Annotated in this window: 13 protein-coding genes; 8 read left to right on the plus strand and 5 right to left on the minus strand. The window is 46.1% G+C overall.

The window, feature by feature from the left end; genetic code table 11:
* The first annotated feature begins 9 nt into the window (after nucleotides 1-9).
* From D0C36_RS13235 to D0C36_RS13250, 4 genes are all read left to right on the plus strand, one after another.
* A complete protein-coding gene (locus tag D0C36_RS13235; protein ID WP_117392099.1) occupies nucleotides 10-372 on the plus strand; it encodes a four helix bundle protein in 363 nt (120 codons plus the stop codon).
* 1 nt (nucleotide 373) lies between these two features.
* The gene (locus D0C36_RS13240) at nucleotides 374-946 is read left to right on the plus strand and encodes a DNA-3-methyladenine glycosylase I (RefSeq protein WP_117392100.1); all 573 of its coding nucleotides are present in this window, start codon (nucleotides 374-376) and stop codon (nucleotides 944-946) included.
* A 233-nt stretch (nucleotides 947-1,179) separates the two neighbouring features.
* Nucleotides 1,180-3,990, plus strand: coding sequence for a DNA polymerase I (gene polA / locus D0C36_RS13245; protein ID WP_117392101.1), 2,811 nt, complete (start codon nucleotides 1,180-1,182; stop codon nucleotides 3,988-3,990).
* Nucleotides 3,991-4,339: 349 nt separating this feature from the next.
* Nucleotides 4,340-6,610: a Tex family protein gene (locus tag D0C36_RS13250; RefSeq protein ID WP_117392751.1), complete on the plus strand. Its 2,271-nt coding sequence runs from the start codon at nucleotides 4,340-4,342 to the stop codon at nucleotides 6,608-6,610.
* A gap of 142 nt (nucleotides 6,611-6,752) precedes the next feature.
* Here D0C36_RS13250 and D0C36_RS13255 read toward each other — a convergent pair whose 3' ends face one another.
* The 4 genes from D0C36_RS13255 to dinB form a co-directional block, all read right to left on the minus strand.
* Nucleotides 6,753-7,082 carry a hypothetical protein gene (locus D0C36_RS13255; protein ID WP_117392102.1) on the minus strand — a complete coding sequence of 110 codons (330 nt, stop codon included), beginning with the start codon at nucleotides 7,080-7,082 and terminating at the stop codon, nucleotides 6,753-6,755.
* Between the two features lie 145 nt (nucleotides 7,083-7,227).
* Nucleotides 7,228-8,532, minus strand: coding sequence for an ammonium transporter (locus D0C36_RS13260; protein WP_117392103.1), 1,305 nt, complete (start codon nucleotides 8,530-8,532; stop codon nucleotides 7,228-7,230).
* A gap of 96 nt (nucleotides 8,533-8,628) precedes the next feature.
* Entirely contained in the window at nucleotides 8,629-8,970 is a 342-nt protein-coding gene (locus tag D0C36_RS13265; RefSeq protein WP_147321991.1) for a hypothetical protein, read from the minus strand.
* Between the two features lie 224 nt (nucleotides 8,971-9,194).
* The gene (gene dinB / locus D0C36_RS13270; protein ID WP_117392105.1) at nucleotides 9,195-10,307 is read right to left on the minus strand and encodes a DNA polymerase IV; all 1,113 of its coding nucleotides are present in this window, start codon (nucleotides 10,305-10,307) and stop codon (nucleotides 9,195-9,197) included.
* 63 nt (nucleotides 10,308-10,370) lie between these two features.
* Between dinB and D0C36_RS13275 the strand changes: the two genes are divergently transcribed.
* The 4 genes from D0C36_RS13275 (at nucleotide 10,371) to D0C36_RS13290 (ending at nucleotide 14,130) form a co-directional block, all read left to right on the plus strand.
* Nucleotides 10,371-10,943, plus strand: coding sequence for a thiamine pyrophosphokinase (locus D0C36_RS13275; RefSeq protein WP_117392106.1), 573 nt, complete (start codon nucleotides 10,371-10,373; stop codon nucleotides 10,941-10,943).
* 115 nt (nucleotides 10,944-11,058) lie between these two features.
* Nucleotides 11,059-12,150 (plus strand): DUF6515 family protein, encoded by a 1,092-nt coding sequence (locus tag D0C36_RS13280; protein WP_117392107.1) that lies wholly within the window; start codon nucleotides 11,059-11,061, stop codon nucleotides 12,148-12,150.
* A 159-nt stretch (nucleotides 12,151-12,309) separates the two neighbouring features.
* A complete protein-coding gene (locus D0C36_RS13285) occupies nucleotides 12,310-12,915 on the plus strand; it encodes a flavodoxin family protein (RefSeq protein ID WP_117392108.1) in 606 nt (201 codons plus the stop codon).
* Nucleotides 12,916-12,942: 27 nt separating this feature from the next.
* A complete protein-coding gene (locus tag D0C36_RS13290; protein ID WP_117392109.1) occupies nucleotides 12,943-14,130 on the plus strand; it encodes a class I SAM-dependent rRNA methyltransferase in 1,188 nt (395 codons plus the stop codon).
* Between the two features lie 3 nt (nucleotides 14,131-14,133).
* On the opposite strand, the gene D0C36_RS13295 is transcribed toward D0C36_RS13290, so the two are convergent.
* Nucleotides 14,134-14,901, minus strand: coding sequence for a TerC family protein (locus D0C36_RS13295; RefSeq protein WP_117392110.1), 768 nt, complete (start codon nucleotides 14,899-14,901; stop codon nucleotides 14,134-14,136).
* Between the last annotated feature and the right edge of the window lie 140 nt (nucleotides 14,902-15,041).

Genomic DNA, 15,041 nt, shown 5'->3' on the forward strand with positions numbered 1-15,041 from the left:
CTTATTACGATGAGCTCGTTTCGTGACTTGAAAGTGTATAAAATGGCGTTCGCACTTGCGATGGATATTTTCTGGACGACAAAGACGTTCCCTAAAGAAGAAACCTATAGCTTGATAGATCAAATCAGAAGATCTTCGCGCTCGGTTTTTGCATCTGTGGCCGAAGCCTATAAAAAGCGCCGTTACCCCAATCATTTCGTTAGCAAATTGACTGACGCAGATATGGAAAATGGCGAAACGCAAGCCTGGTTAGATGCAGCTCTTGCTTGTCAATACATCACAAAGGAAAAATACGAAGACTTGAACAAACAAAGCCATGAAGTAAGCTATCTGCTTATCTACATGATCAATAACCCAGAAAAATTCCAATAAAATGACTTCAGACTCAAGACTTAAGACTTCCGACTTAAAACGCTGCAGCTGGTGCGGCACCGACCCGCTTTACATGGAATACCATGATAAAGAATGGGGCAAAACCGTGCATGACGATAAAGTATTTTTTGAGTTTTTAACGCTCGAAGCAGCCCAAGCGGGCCTTAGCTGGATCACCATTTTGCGCCGCCGCGAAAACTATAAGAAAGCTTTTGCAGGTTTCGATGTAAAAAAAGTTGCTGCTTTTAACGATGCAGATAAAGAACGCCTGTTGAACGACGAGGGCATTATCCGTAACCGCTTAAAGATCAGCTCAGCCATCCGCAATGCGCAGTTGTTTATAGAGATCCAGAAGGAGTTTGGCTCGTTTGATAAATACCTGTACAGCTTTATGCCCCATGGCAAACCCATAACCAGTTACACCGGCCCGCACGTAAGCACGCCCGAGTCTGACGCCATTGCCAAAGACATGAAAAAGCGAGGCTTTAAATTCTTTGGCACCACCATCTGTTACGCCTTTATGCAAGCCACCGGTATGGTGAATGACCATATACCTGACTGCTCATTTCGGTAAAAGTTAATATCGAACACCGAATGTTGGATTTTGAATATCGAAGTAGCTAATAATTAACTATTAAACACTTCATCATTCAGTATTCCTTGTTCGATGTTCAATATTAATACTACACAGTCCAAGCACTTCATCGTTCAACATTCCTTGTTGGGCGTTCGATATTAACATCCCTAAATTGTACTTTTGATACATCGGCGCAATCCTGAAAGCACCGGTGCAATCAGCTAATAATAATGAAGAAGCTATTCCTTTTAGATGGTATGGCCCTGATATACCGGGCTCATTTTGCGTTAAGTAAAAGTCCGCGGTTTACATCGGGCGGTTTAAATACATCGGCAGTAATGGGGTTCACCAACACCCTGTTAGATGTGCTGAAAAAGGAACGCCCTACCCACATGGCAGTGGTATTTGATACCGATGCCCCTACCGAGCGCCATACCGACTACGAAGCCTACAAAGCCCACCGCGAGGCCATGCCCGAAGATCTGGCAAAAGCCCTGCCTTATATATTTAAAGTGGTGCTGGGTTTCAATATTCCCTTAATTACATCCGACGGTTACGAGGCCGACGATATTATAGGCACTCTTGCCAAAAAAGCCGAAGCAAAAGGCTACCAGGTATATTGTATGACACCCGATAAGGATTTTGCCCAGCTGGTATCAGAAAACATCAGGATTTACAAGCCTGCCCGCATGGGTAACGATATGGAGATACTGGGTGTTGAAGAGGTTTGCAAAAAATGGGAAGTAGAGCGTGTCGAGCAGGTGATAGATATCCTGGGCCTTTGGGGCGATGCGGTGGATAACATCCCCGGCATCCCTGGCATCGGCGAGAAAACCGCTAAGACTCTCATCAAACAATACGGCTCAATGGAAAACATTATTGCCCACAGCCACGAGCTGAAGGGCAAGATGAAAGAGAACGTAGAGACCTACGCCGAACAGGGTTTGTTATCAAAAAAACTGGCTACCATTTTATTGAACGTACCTGTTGAGCTGGATGAAGAAGGCCTTGCCATGACGGCACCAAGCAAAGATCTGCTGGAGCCTTTGTTCGCCGAACTGGAGTTCCGTACGCTGGGTCGCCGCGTGTTTGGCGATGATTTCAGCATTACCGAAACCCGCGCCGTGGCTGTACAAACTGATCTGTTTGGCAACCCTGTTGCCGGCGGCCGTACTACCCTTACCGTTGAAGTAGAAGATATTTACGAACCACCTGCACCGATAGAGATCAGGAACATCAACACCATTGAACACGAATATATTTTAGCCGACACGTTTGAGAAACGTGCCGAACTCATCAATATATTAAAAGCGCAAAAGCATATTTGCTTTGATACCGAAACTACCGGTACCGATGCTAACTTCTGTGAGCTGGTAGGCTTATCCTTCGCGGTAAAACATCACCAGGCATGGTATGTACCTGTACCTGCTGATGAGGTTGAGACCAAAAAGATAGTAGCCGAGTTTAAGCCTGTGTTTGAAGATGCCAACATCGGCAAAACCGGCCAAAACCTGAAGTTCGACATCTTGATGCTGAAATGGTATGATGTGGAAATGAAAGGCGACCTGTTTGATACCATGATGGCGCATTACGTTATCGACCCGGATACCCGCCACAACATGGATATCCTGTCAGAAAATTACTTGAGCTACAAACCGGTATCCATCACAGAGCTCATTGGCCCCAAAGGCAAGAACCAAGGCAACATGCGCGATGTAGAGATAGAGAAAATAAAGGATTACGCCGCAGAAGATGCCGATGTAACCCTGCAGCTCCGCACCGTTTTTGAGCCAAAGATAAAAGAAGTAGAAGCAGAGAAATTACTGCACGAGATAGAGAACCCGCTTATATACGTATTGGCCGATATTGAGCACGAAGGTGTACGCATTGATAACGATACGCTGCGCGAGTTTTCAAAAGATCTGGAAACCGATATTGCCAAACTGGAGAAAACCGTTTACGAAAAAGCAGGCGTACGCTTTAACATTGCATCGCCAAAGCAACTGGGCGAGGTGCTGTTTGAGAAATTAATGCTCGACCCTAAAGCCAAAAAAACCAAGACCGGCCAGTACCAAACCGGCGAGGATGTGTTGTTGGCGTTAGCTGCCAAAAGTGATATCGTAAGAGATATATTGGATTTCCGCCAGTTACAAAAGCTGAAATCAACCTACGTAGATGCCTTGCCTACCATGGTAAATTCAAAAACCGGTCGTGTGCATACTTCATACAACCAGGCGGTGGCAGCAACCGGCAGGTTAAGTTCAACCAATCCTAACCTGCAGAACATCCCTATCCGTACCGAGCGTGGCCGCGAGGTGCGCAAGGCATTTATCCCGAGGGATGAGAACCATATTATCGTATCGGCAGATTATTCGCAGATAGAGTTGCGCATTATTGCCGAGATAAGCAAGGACCCAAACATGTGTCAGGCTTTTATTGATAATGTAGATATCCATACCGCTACTGCTGCCAAAGTTTACGGTGTAGCTTTAAACGAGGTGGATAGCACCCAGCGCCGCAACGCCAAGGCCGTCAACTTTGGTATTATTTACGGGCAGTCGGCATTTGGTTTATCACAAAACCTGGGCATTCCGCGTAAAGAGGCCGCCGATATCATCGAACAATATTTTGCACAGTACCCCGGCATTAAACAGTACATGAGCGATACCATGAACTCGGCCCGCGAGAACGGCTACGTAACCACGCTGATGGGTCGCCGCCGCTACCTGAGGGATATTAATTCTGCCAATGCTACCGTACGTGGTTTTGCTGAACGAAATGCCATCAACGCCCCGATACAGGGTTCGGCTGCAGATATGATCAAGATAGCCATGATCAACATCCACCGCGAAATGAAGGAGAAAAACCTGCAATCGAAAATGACCATGCAGGTGCATGATGAGTTGGTTTTCGATGTGCTGAAAAGCGAACTGGAGATCATGAAACCCATCATCACCGAAAACATGAAGAACGCCATCAAAACCGAAGTGCCAATAATGGTGGAGATAGGTACCGGGTTGAACTGGCTGGAAGCACATTAATTATTTTGAGCAAAGTGATAAGGGGTTGCTCCTAACGGAGCACAATCTCTTTTTTGTATATTTTCTACAAAGCGGCAGTCCCTACGGGACAGATTTATCTAATGAGTATAAATTTAGGATGGTTCAATCCTGATAAGCACCTTAGCATACCTCGTAGAGGTTACCGCTTTGTAGCAAAAACAAATACAGCAGCTTTTGCCTCGTAGAGGCTACCCACAACCAATGAAATGCATTAGACAATAATTTTTCAATTGCATTTCTTCCCAATTACCCCCAACTTCGCAGTCCCGGTATTTTGAAAATTGCATCTGTGCAATCAGTCAAAAACATCGGTGCAATCACAACCAAAATGGAATACAACATTAAAATAGCACAGGAACTTTCTGTTGGCAGCAAACAGGTGGCGGCAACTATTGCCCTGCTTGATGAAGGCGCAACCGTTCCTTTTATATCACGTTACCGTAAAGAGCTTACCGGCAGTTTGGATGAGGTGCAGGTAGCTGCCATCCGCGACCGCGTGCAACAACTGCGCGATCTGGATAAACGCCGCGAAGCCATCCTTAAATCACTGGCAGACCTTGGCAAGCTAACGCCCGAACTGGAACAGCAGATCAACGCTGCCGAAACCATGGTGCTGTTAGAGGATATCTACCTGCCGTACCGCCCAAAACGCAAAACCCGCGCAACGGCAGCCCGCGAAAAAGGTCTGCAGCCGTTAGCAGATGCTATCCTTGCACAAAAAACATTCGACGTAGAGGACGAAGCAGCCAAATACATCGATGAAGAAAAAGGTGTTAAAGACGGCGCTGAAGCTTTGGCGGGTGCACGTGATATCATCGCCGAATACATCAGTGAGCATGCCGAGACCCGCGCCATGATGCGCCAGCTGTTTACAGAAAAAGGTGTGTTTGAATCAAAAGTTGTTCCCGGCAAAGAAGAGGCGGGCATTAAATACAAAGATTATTTTGAGTGGACGGAGCCGGTTAAATCGGCACCATCACACCGTGTGCTGGCCATGCGCCGCGGTGAAAAAGAAGAGATCCTTTGGCTGGATATTAAACCAACCGAAGAGGATGCCATTGAGCTGTTAGAACGCGAGTTTATTAACTCTAATAACGCGGCTTCAGCCCAAATGAAACTGGCTATTGCCGATGGTTACAAGCGCCTGCTGAAACCATCAATGGAAACCGAGATACGCCTGCTGACCAAGAAAAATGCAGACGAGGAAGCTATCCGTGTATTTGCAGAGAATGCCCGCCAGCTATTGCTAAGTGCACCGCTTGGCCAAAAACGTATGATGGCCATTGACCCCGGCTTCCGTACAGGCTGTAAGGTGGTTTGCCTGGATGAGCAGGGTAAACTATTAGAGTATACCGCCATTTTCCCGCATACCGGTGCCGGCCAGGCCCGCGAGGCGGAGAAAACCGTTGAGCACCTGTTTAAAAAATACGATATAGAAGCCATTGCCATTGGTAACGGCACCGCCGGTCGCGAAACGGAAGTTTTTGTTCGCAAGCTGAACCTGCAAGGCGCAACCATCGTAATGGTGAACGAGAGCGGTGCTTCTATCTACTCGGCATCTGATGTGGCCCGAGAGGAATTTCCTGATCAGGATGTTACTGTTCGTGGTGCAGTATCTATTGGTCGCAGGCTGATGGACCCGCTGGCTGAGCTGGTAAAGATAGACCCGAAATCTATCGGCGTGGGCCAGTACCAGCACGATGTGGATCAGAATAAATTACAAACATCACTTGATGATACCGTTATCAGTTGTGTGAACGCTGTGGGTGTTGAGCTGAATACGGCCTCAAAACAGATCTTGGCTTACATATCGGGCCTTGGCCCGCAACTGGCACAAAACATTGTGGATTACCGCAACCAGAACGGTGCCTTTAAACAGCGCAGTCAGTTAAAAAAAGTTGCCCGTTTGGGCGATAAAGCCTTTGAGCAGGCAGCAGGTTTCCTTCGCATCCGCGGAGCAGAAAACCCGCTGGATGAAAGCGCCGTTCACCCGGAACGTTATGCCCTGGTAGAGCAAATGGCCACCGACCTTAAATGCAGCGTGCGCGACCTGATGCGCGATCAAAAGCTACGCGCTTCTATCCCGCTACAAAAATATATCTCAGATACCGTTGGTTTACCAACTCTCAATGATATCATCGCCGAGCTGGCCAAACCCGGCCGCGACCCGCGCGAGCAGTTCGAGGCGTTCAGCTTTACAGATGGGGTGAATGATATTAATGATCTTAAGGTAGGCATGAAACTACCGGGCATCGTTACCAACATCACCAACTTTGGCGCTTTTGTTGATATCGGCGTTCATCAGGATGGTTTGGTTCATTTAAGCCAAATCACTAACCGTTTTATTAAAGACCCTAACGAGGTTTTGAAAGTTCACCAGCAGGTTGAGGTAACCGTAACCGAGGTGGATGTGAACCGCAAGCGCATTTCCCTCAGCATGAAGGAAAACGAAAAGCGTGAACAAAATCATAACCAGAACAACCGCCCTAAAGAGAACCGCCCGGCTAACAAGCCTTTTAACCAGCGCCCTCAACAAAGACAGGAACCCGAAACGGATATGGCTATTAAATTAGCTGCGTTGAAAGGGAAGTTTAAGTAAATATTGTTGGTGTTGTCATCAACAATGGCGATACCCTCGTCATTGCGAGGAGGCGTAGCCGACGTGGCAATCCCAGACTTACAGAGGAGCTCTGTAGGTGGGGGATTGCCATGCTATCGCTCGCAATGACGGGTTTTGTATTTCAATCTAACCCCGGTGCGGTTAAATGCGGGTTAACGCTGCCGCCATTGGCGTGGGTTATCTTATGCAGGTTATACTTTCGCGGGGTAGTTTCCTCATTGGCGGTAACCATACCATTCTTGTACCAAAGCTCAAGCAGTTCGCAAGCATGCTCGCGTTCGATGTCATCACCGCCGGATAATTCGTGCAGGTGCTCTATTACCTCATCGGCAGTACCTTCGCCAAGGTCGGCTAAGGCATAGGCAAGGTTTTCTTTTAGCGGTGCCGCAGCATCATAATGGGCCGGCACATGTAATGGCTGGTGTAATTCTCTAAAATCCTGATCGTTCATAGCAAGGCTTTTTTATACTACAAACAAGGTTTGCTTTTGTTGCTCAGGTTTATCCCGGTAAAAACACATAAATAAAAAAAGGGGCCGAAGCCCCTTTTTCCAGTTAGTTAGTTTAGTAGTATTATGATAGTTAAAGGTTTGATGACTATAACTCTTCGTCGTGTTGGGTCATGTCCAAACCAGCAATCTCTTCCTCTGGTGTAACACGCAGCGGGCTGATAAGGTCAGTAACTTTCAACAGAAGCAATGCGCCAAAAAACGCGAATGCAGATACTGCAACCAACGCTTTAAGGTGTTGTAAAAACAGGGTAATTTCGCCGTAGAATAAACCATCGGCGCCAGCCGCATTAACGCCTTTTGAAGCAAATACGCCTGTTAGCAACATACCCATCATACCGCCCACACCGTGGCAAGGGAATACGTCAAGCGTATCATCGATATTGGTTTTGCTTCTCCAGATCACAACCAGGTTACTTACCACTGCTGATACGATACCTACAATAAGTGAGCTTGATACAGTGATGAAACCGGCAGCCGGGGTAACGGCAACCAAACCCACAACCGCACCAATACAAGCGCCCATTGCAGATGGTTTTTTACCTCTAAGGATATCAAAGAAGATCCATGACATTGCAGCAGCAGCTGATGCTGTAGTTGTAGTAGCCAAAGCTGTAGCAGCCAATTCGCCTGATGCCAATGCAGAACCTGCGTTGAAACCAAACCAGCCGAACCATAGTAAACCGGTACCTAATATTACGTAGCTGATGCGTGCAGGTGTGTGTGCCTCTGGTACTTCGTTACGTTTTTTAAGATAAAGTGCTGATGCTAATGCAGCCCAACCTGCAGACATGTGTACAACGGTACCGCCCGCGAAGTCAAGCACGCCCATTTTAAAGAAGAAACCATCAGGGTGCCAGGTTGCGTGTGCAAGCGGGATATAGATGATAACGATGAAAAGGGTGATGAAGATCAAGTAAGAGTTGAAACGGATACGCTCTGCAAATGCACCGGTGATAAGCGCAGGTGTAATAACCGCAAACTTAAGCTGGAACATTGCAAAAAGGATAACCGGAATTGTACCGCCTAACCATGCAACACCCAAAGTATTCTGCATCATGAAGAATGTTTTTGGGTTACCCAAGAAGCCGCCGCCAATATCATCGCCAAAAGCCATACTAAAACCGAACACTACCCAGATGATAGTGATCAAACCCATACATACAAAGCTTTGCAGCATGGTAGAGATAACGTTCTTTTTACGCACCATACCACCGTAAAAGAACGCAAGGCCCGGGGTCATTAATAATACAAGCGCAGTTGATATCAGCATCCATGCTATATCAGCACCGTTGTAGGTGGTTGCCGGCTTTGCTGCAACTGTGGCACCGGGATACACCAAAGCGAGTATCACAACGATGACCAGAATGAGAAAGGGTACAATTTTTTTCATTTTGTTAGTTTAATTGGAAGTTTAGTTAGTTGATCAGTTAATTAATAGTTAGTCAGTAAAATCAGGTCGTATATCTAAGGCCTCACAGCCTGTATTTCATTTTCTGTACGCTACCTGCCCGATTGCAAATACCGGCTGCAGTTTGTGGGCCGCAACCGGCGTAGTTATCAATCTTATAGCAGTAGTCCCGGTTACAGATGTAGTAAAAATGTTCTTAGCAGCCATTTTTTTAATTCTCAGGCCAGCATTTACATTTTTTAAGCTACCCAAAGAGCTTACTTTATCAAAACCTACCTTTTCACTAAACCCTCTACCTTCCAATTTTAATAAAATAGCCAACAATAGCTTTTTATTGATAAGAACAATTGCAACAAACAACACAAACGCATAAAATCTTGTAAAAATTAAAACCATTTGAGTCATTTTTAATAATTGCATAGGCTAAAATAATAATATTAAAATCATATTGTCAATAAAAAAGATGATTTTTTGAAAATATTTTTCAAAAAACAGGATAAAAATGAAAATAATAGATTTTTTAAGCTTGATAAAACAATTGAAAAGGCACAAAAAACCAATCAACACTATCAAAAACGTTAGATTTAAGAAAAACGCCGTGAAAGTTTTGCGAAAAACATAAATTTTGAGAAAGAAGCAGAGAACTATGTGGCCTGATCGAACAGATCAAGCTGTTCTGAAGATGTTTTTGTACGAATTTCTGGCGGATAAAAGTTTGAAAGCGTAATTCCGAGCAATCGCACGCGTAAGTTTTCGGTATCGGTAGTATCCAGCAAGCGCTTTGCTGTGCCGGCAATAAAATCTATATCGTCTCCACCATCGGGGAACGATTGACTACGAGTGATTTGCTTAAAGTCGTTATATTTTATTTTAACGGTTACCGTACGGCCTTTTAACTGATAACGTTTTAGGCGCTCATGTACAGTTTTGGCTATCTTATCCAGCTCAGCATACATCTCTTCTGCTGTAGTTAAATCGAACGCAAAAGTATCTTCGGCACCAATAGATTTTGTTTCGCGATGGGGTTGTACAGGGCGGTCATCAATACCGCGTACTATGTTATAATAGAAGCCACCTGCCTTACCAAAACGTTTTACAATTTCTTCCCTGCTTAGCGTTTTGAGATCAGCGCCGGTAAACAGACCCTGCTTCTTCATCTTATCGGCAGTTACACGGCCCACTCCGTAAAACTTATCAACCGGCAGGTTCTCTATAAACTTTTCGATGGATGAGGGTCCGATAAAAGTAAGACCGTCCGGCTTTTTTACGTCTGATGCTATCTTTGCCACAAACTTATTTACTGATACTCCGGCAGATGCCGTAAGCTGTAGCTCATCTTTTATAGCCTGCTTTATCTGCTCCGCCACTTCAATAGCCGAGCCGATGTTCAGTTTATCAACCGTAACATCAAGGTAGGCTTCATCTAATGACAGAGGTTCTATCAGGTCGGTATACCGGCTAAAGATCTCGCGGATCTTTTGCGACACCTCTTTATAAGCAGCAAACCTTGGCCTCACAAATATGGCATGAGGGCAAAGCTTCAAAGCCTGTTTTGATGGCATGGCCGATCGCACCCCAAACTTACGTGCTTCATAACTGGCTGTAGCCACTACACCGCCGCGCCCCTCGGGCAGGCCGCCAACTACCAAAGCCTTGCCGCGATACTCGGGAAAATCGCGCTGCTCAACAGACGCGTAAAAGGCGTCCATATCAATATGGATGATCTTACGATACGTTTTTGCCGGTTCTTCTGCCATGGTTTACCTTACCAAAACTATTAATTTAAGCTACCTTTGCCAAACAGCTTACCTTAGTATAATATGTCGTCACACCACATTGTTCGCGAAAAACAGGAGCCTGCTTTATTAGTGCTCAGCCTTAGAGATTTCTCTGAGGAATTGTTAGGCCAACTGTTAGAATGGAGCCCAACCGTTATCACCATCCCCGATGTTGCCGAGCAGCTTGCCGCTTACGAAATAAAAGTTGATATCATTATTGCTGATGCCGCACCCGCTGATATGCAATCTGATGTGAAGCTCATCCCACAAAACAACCAAACGCAGGTAAGCGCAGCGATGACTTACCTAACCAATAAAGGCTACCCCGCCGTAAACGTTGTTACCCGCGATGTTACACTTTCAGATTTTGAACCGTATATTAATAGTATAAACGTTGTTATTTATAGTACCAGGCAGAAAATTTATCCTGTAACAAGCGGCTTTAGCAAGTGGAAACCGGCTAATGAAAACGTGGGGATATTATCAGTATATTCAAACTTAGAGACCACTGGCTTATCGCGCGAAATAGAAGACGCATTTGTGACCACAGCCGATGGCTTTTTTAGCCTTAAATTTGCCGAGCCATTTGTCTTTATATCAGAGGATATCGACTAAAAATAACGGCCTGTTTTTTGTTGAAAAATAATTTAGAAGGCGTTAAACCGTTAAGCCTTTGTTAAGTCAAACAACTACATCAGCACGAGGGTGTTGATGCATTTATAAATTAGAGATGAGAACAGCATATAAAAAATTATTAACAGTAGCCCTAAGCGGAATGGTGTTCCTTGGCTTGGGCTTAGACGCCAACGCACAACGTGGTGCACGCGGCGGCGGCGGCGGTGGATTTAGCGGGGGTGGAAGCCGTGGCTCATTTGGCGGCGGTGGTGGCGGTGGCTTTAGCAGGCCATCAGGCGGTTCATTTAGTCGCCCTTCGGGTGGCTCTTTCAGCCGTCCATCAAGCCCGTCAGCAGGTGTTAGGCCGCAGGGTTCATTTAGTCGCCCATCAAATCCATCAATGGGTGTTGCACCCAATAGGGGCAGTTTTGGCTCAAGGCCGTCTGTAGGGGCTACTCCGGGTAGAGGAGCATACAGCTACAGCAATCGTGGTTCTTTTGCCGGTCGCCCTACCGTTGGTGTAAACGGAAGAGGTGGCTATGGCGGCCGTTACGGTTATGGTTATGGCGGCCGCTATGGTTACGGTCGCCCTTATGGTGGTGGTTACCGCAATTATTACTATGGCCCGCGTTACTTTGGTTATGGTTACTATAATTACCGTGGTTACTACAACTCTTATTACTTACCACGCATCGGTTTCGGTATAAGTGTATTGCCTTTTGGTTACTACCCATTCTGGTGGAACAACTACCAGTACTACTATGCCGATGGCTTGTACTACCAATACAATGATAACCAATACACTGTAGTTGAGCCACCAGTAGGCGCAGCGGTAAATTCATTGCCATCAAAAGCAGAGCCTATCACTATTAATGGCGAGCAATTCTACGAATCAAACGGTGTTTACTACCGTGCGGTTACTAAAGATGATGGTACTGTAACTTATGAAGTTGCCGGTAAAGATGGCGAACTGAACACCAGCAACGGTGGCGGTGGCGACCAAGGCGACTACCAGGCTTACCAGGTAGGTGATATTTTAACCACATTGCCTGAGGATAGCCGCAAAATAAAAGTAAACGGCGAAAAGCTTTGGGTTTCTCCTGATGGTACTTACTTCCAGGAGCAACGCGACGGTGACGGTAAAAAGGTTTACAAAGTTGTAGGCCTATCAACCGACGAAGACCAGGGCGACGATAGCCAGCAATAATATTATTTAAGTATTTAGCTTTAGGAAAGCGGGAGTCTCAATAACTTCCGCTTTTTTGTTTGTCAGAACTCGAATTTTAAGAATTTGGGGAATTAACAGAATCAAAACATTTTCTTCTAACAACCTATTGATACTATACTACCATTAAGTTGCAAACCCATGAAAGCATTAGTGCTCAACTGCACATTGAAAAAATCGCCTGAGGTATCAAATACCGAAGCGCTGGCACAAGTAGTTATAGATGAAATGGAAAGATTGGGCGTTGAAACCAATCTTATCCGCGTAGCCGATCATAACATTATCACGGGCATTAAATCAGACCTTGGTGACGGTGATGCATGGCCTGCCATCCTTAAAGAATTATTGGCTTCTGAAATATTGATCATTGCCACGCCAACATGGGTGGGCACATTATCCAGCGAAGCATTGAAAGTACTGCAGCGTATCAACGGGCTTTATCCGGCGCGTGATGAGCAGGGCCGCCCGGTTACATTCAATAAGGTAGCCGGCTTTGTGGTTACCGGCGAGGAAGACGGAGCACGACACGTGGTATCAGAAATTGCAGGTGCGCTGATGGATGTAGGCTTTACCATCGCCCCGCAATCATACACCTATTGGAACAACGGCCCCGGCCCGGGCGATAGTTATCTGAAAAGTGATTACCGTAAGGAATGGTCGATACAAACAGGCAGAGCCGCCGCAGCCAATGTGGTTGCTGTTGCACGGGCGCTACAGAATACGCCGATGCCCGGGAATGCCGAATAATGGCTGCGATATTGTTACCTTTGCAGCATGATCGACGTTGTATTAAAGAAAGGCAAAGAGAAAGCTGTATTACAAAGGCACCCGTGGGTATTTTCGGGCGCTATTGAGCATGTAAAGGGTAAACCCGCCAATGGCGAGGTGATCCGTTTGCTTGATGGTAAAAAAGCATTCCTGGCTTATGGTTTTTATAACGATCAATCGCGTGTGGCCGTGCGCTTGCTGGAGTGGGATGAGAACGTTGCGATTAATGAGGATTGGTTCCGTGCCAAAGTAAGGATGGCCGTTGCCGGTCGTGCTGATGTCTTGGGTGATGGACAAACGGATACCTGCCGTTTGATCTTCAGCGAATCCGACTACTTACCCGGCCTCATCGTTGATAAATATGCTGACCATTTGGCGGTGCAGGTGCTTACCTCGGGCATCCAGAATGTGATGCCGGTGATCATCGATGAGCTGAATACGTTGCTTAAACCAACCAGCATCTTTGATAAAAGCGACGCCACCTCACGTGCACATGAGGGTTTAGAAACCTCAAATGTGCTGTTAGCCGGCACCCATCCACCGGAGTTGGTAATGGTAAAAGAGAACGGCATCACCTATGGCATCAACATCGCCGAAGGCCAAAAATCGGGCTTTTATTGCGACCAGCGCGATAATCGCCGCATACTGGCTCATTACGCCAAAGGCAAAAGCGTATTAGATTGCTTTTCTTATACCGGTGGTTTCAGTTTAAATGCATTCCGTAATGGTGCAGCATCAGTTACCAGTGTTGATAGTTCCGCATTGGCTATTGAAACGCTACAAGAAAACATCCGCCTAAATAACTTTGAGAGCGAAAAGCACACCGCCATTAAATCTGACGTGAACGCGCAATTGCGTAAGTTCAGAGATGAGGAAGCGAAGTTTGATATTATCGTATTAGATCCACCCAAATATGCACCATCGCGCTCGGCACTTGACAGGGCATCACGCGCTTATAAAGACCTTAACCGTATAGGCATGCAGCTACTGAACAGCGGAGGCCTGTTGGCTACTTTCTCCTGCTCGGGTGCCATGGATATGGAAACCTTTAAACAGGTACTGGCCTGGGCTGCTTTAGATGCAGGCAAACAGGTACAATTCATCTACCAGTTTAACCAGCCCGAAGACCACCCCGTTAGGGCATCATTCCCCGAGGGTGAGTATTTGAAAGGTTTGCTTTGCCGCGTTTGGTGAAGCTTACTTTTTAGTTGCAGCTTTCTTCTTATCTCGTTTTGAGCGCATTTTCAGGTTCAGCATCTCTACCAATACCGAGAAAGCCATAGCGAAGTAGATATAACCTTTAGGAATGTGTTGCTCAAAAGCCTCGGCTAAAAGCGACACACCTATTAACAACAGGAACGATAGCGCCAGCATTTTTACCGTAGGGTGCTTATTAACAAAGTTTGCCACGCTTGCTGATGACCACATCATGATACCCACGGCAATCACCACGGCAGCCACCATGATCTCGATATGCTGGGCCATACCTACGGCAGTAATTACAGAGTCGAGCGAGAACACAATATCCAGCAGCATGATTTGAATGATGGTTCCCCAAAAAGAGTGCGCCTTAACATTGTCACCGCTTTCTTCGTCGCCTTCAATTTTATGATGGATCTCGGCAGTGCTTTTATAGATCAGGAATAAACCACCCACTATCAGGATCAGATCTCGGCCGGAGATGGCCAGTTTCTCTACCCAATCACCGTCACTCACACCTATCAAGCCCGAAATATTGAACAAGGGCGCAGTCAGTTTCATCACCCAACTAATAGCAAACAATAGGGCCACGCGGGTTACCATTGCCATGCCCAACCCCAGTTTACGGCCTTTATTCTGCTGTTCTTTAGGAAGTTTATCAGCGAGGATAGAGATGAATATCACGTTATCGATACCCAATACAATTTCCAGGAAAGTGAGCGTAACCAACGAGATCCAAGCCTCGGGATCGGTAAATAGTTCCATGCAGATGTTTATTGTTGGCACTAAAATACAAAACCCCTGCCGATGTGGGCAAGGGGTTTGTTATTTTCTTACTTTCAACTATTTCATTGCGATCCGCCGGCTGGCGGAGAAGCAATCTCGTCGCATGCACGGGAACGCGA

The sequence above is a fragment of the Mucilaginibacter conchicola genome (assembly GCF_003432115.1).
GTDB classification, from domain to species: Bacteria; Bacteroidota; Bacteroidia; order Sphingobacteriales; family Sphingobacteriaceae; genus Mucilaginibacter; species Mucilaginibacter conchicola.